This window comes from Kitasatospora sp. NPDC058965 (assembly GCF_042741245.1).
Classification (GTDB): domain Bacteria; phylum Actinomycetota; class Actinomycetes; order Streptomycetales; family Streptomycetaceae; genus Kitasatospora.
In genome coordinates this window covers 1-2,128 of the sequence record NZ_JBHYKG010000566.1, presented here as the reverse complement: position 1 = coordinate 2,128, position 2,128 = coordinate 1, and the positions used below count along the sequence as shown (strand labels likewise).

Here is a 2,128-nt window from a genome sequence, read left to right as displayed (position 1 = left end):
GCCCGCGCCGCTCGGCGCGGGCGCGCCGGCGCTCGCGGAGGCCCCCGCGGCCGGGCTCGCCGCCGTGCTCGCGCCCGCCGACGGGCCGACCGGGGTCGCCCCGGCCGCGGCCGCCGTCAGCTTGAGGGTGGGCGCGGGGTGGTCCGGGTCGGTGCCGTCCTTGGTCAGCTCGATCCACCGCTCCACCTGGCCGTCGCCGTAGGTCTCCAGCGTCTTGAAGACCAGCTCCGGCGCGTCGGGCAACTGGCGGATCGTCACCTGGTAGACGGCGTCCTTGCCCTGCGGCAGCGCGGTGCCGCCCACCGTGAAGCCGTCGTCGGTGGCCTTGAACGCCCACCCCTGCGGCGCCGCGGCCAGCGAGACGTCCCCGGGCGCGATCCCGTCCGGCAGCACCACCCGGAAGTTGGCCAGGCCCGCGGTCGGCGACTCCGCCTCCGCGGTGAAGGTGACCGTCACGTGCGTGGCCAGCGCCTGCGCGCTGCTCGCCGCCACCTGGACGTGCGCGAACGCGGGCTCGGCCACCAGCAGCGAACCGGCGGCCACGGCCGTCACGACGGCGGCCCTGCTGAGCGCGCGGGAGGTCTTCATCGGGAGGGTGCTCCATGCTGATCGGGGTCGGGCGTGCATCCCACGATCTTCGCAGGGGCTCCCGGTCCGCGGCCCGCGGCCCCCGCGATCGCCCGGCGCCTCCCCGACGCCTCACCGACGCCTCACCGGCCCCGCCTCCCCGTCCCGACCGGTTCGGCCCGGCGCTCGACGCCTCGGGGGGCGCACGAAACCCTCGCGCGCCCGTCCAGCACCCAGCCGGTCCGGTGCGTCCGGACGCCCCCGGTCCGCCCCGGCCCGGACGGTGCCGCCCTGATCGCCGCCGGGTTGCCGCCACCCGGCCCCGGTCCGCCCCGACCGGAGCGCTCTCCGGCCCCGCCGCCACCTGCCCGGTAGTGGTGGACGACGCCTTCGCCGCGCTGCTAGACCGAAGGGTGCCCGACGGACCGTGACTGACCATGTCGACCTTGGACGGGACCCGCATGACCGTGACCTTCTCGCCCGGCCCCACCGGAATCGGTACCAGCGCCGCCCGCGCCCTCCGGCGCCCCACCGAGGCGGGTGAGCAGCCCGTCCGGCCGATCCCCGGCCTCTACTGGCACCCGGTCAAGGAACCGGAGCCCTTGCTCTACGCGGAACTGGACCGGCGCATCAAGGCGTGGGCGAGGGAGATCGACCTGTTCCCGCCGGAGTGGGAGGAGCAGTTCGACTCCTTCGGCACCGGGCGCTACATCTGCCTGACCTATACCGAGGGCGCCGGCATGGAGCACTTGGAGGCGGCGGCCCAACTCCTGGTGGCCGAGAACGCGGTGGACGACTGCTACTGCGAGGACCACGGCGGCTCGCCGCACGGCCTCGGCGCCCGCCTGCTGATGGCGCACTCGGCGCTGGAGCGGCCGTACTCGGTGTCGCCGTACGAGGAGCAGTGGCAGCAGACGCTGGACAGCGAGCCGCCGTGCCGGGCCTACCGCGCGGCCATGCAGACCTTCGACCGGCTCACCGCCGACCAGGTGCGGGACCGGGAGATCCACGACCTGGCCCGGCTCCACCTGGGCTACCTGGCCGAGGCCGCCTGGTCCATCGACGGGGTGGTGCCACCGCTGCCCGAGTACCTGACGGTCCGTCAGTACAACAGCTTCCGGCCCTGCTTGACGATCGTGGACAGCATCGCCGGGTGGGCCTTCCCGGCCGACCTGCACGACCACCCGAAGGTGCAGCAGGTGATCGCGCTCGCCTCGCTGGCCACCACGCTGGTCAACGACCTGTACTCGTACACCAAGGAGCTGCGCAGCGAGCGCCCGCACGTCAACCTGCCCACGGTGATCCAGCACCACGAGCAGCTCCCGGTGGAGCAGGCGTACTACCGGGCGATCGACGTCCACAACGAGGTGATGCACCGCTTCGAGGTCGAAGCCGCCGCCTGCTCCGCCGAGTTGCCGAGCCCGCTGACCGACCGCTTCCTCAAGGGCATCGCCGACTGGGTGGACGGCAACCACTGGTGGCACGCCACCAACACCGCCCGCTACACCCTCCCGGGGTTCCTGCCCGCCGACGAGTAGCACCGGGCCGGGCGCCGGCCACC

2 protein-coding genes are annotated in these 2,128 nt (G+C 74.2%); one reads left to right on the top strand and one right to left on the bottom strand.

Going from position 1 to position 2,128, the window contains the following annotated elements; all coding sequences use genetic code 11:
* Positions 1-588 (bottom strand): DUF1775 domain-containing protein (locus ACFW1A_RS40200; protein WP_380418646.1); only part of this gene is annotated, 588 nt, incomplete at its 3' end.
* Positions 589-1,013: 425 nt separating this feature from the next.
* Between ACFW1A_RS40200 and ACFW1A_RS40195 the strand changes: the two genes are divergently transcribed.
* The gene (locus ACFW1A_RS40195) at positions 1,014-2,105 is read left to right on the top strand and encodes a 2-methylisoborneol synthase (RefSeq protein ID WP_380418644.1); all 1,092 of its coding nucleotides are present in this window, start codon (positions 1,014-1,016) and stop codon (positions 2,103-2,105) included.
* Positions 2,106-2,128 lie beyond the last annotated feature (23 nt).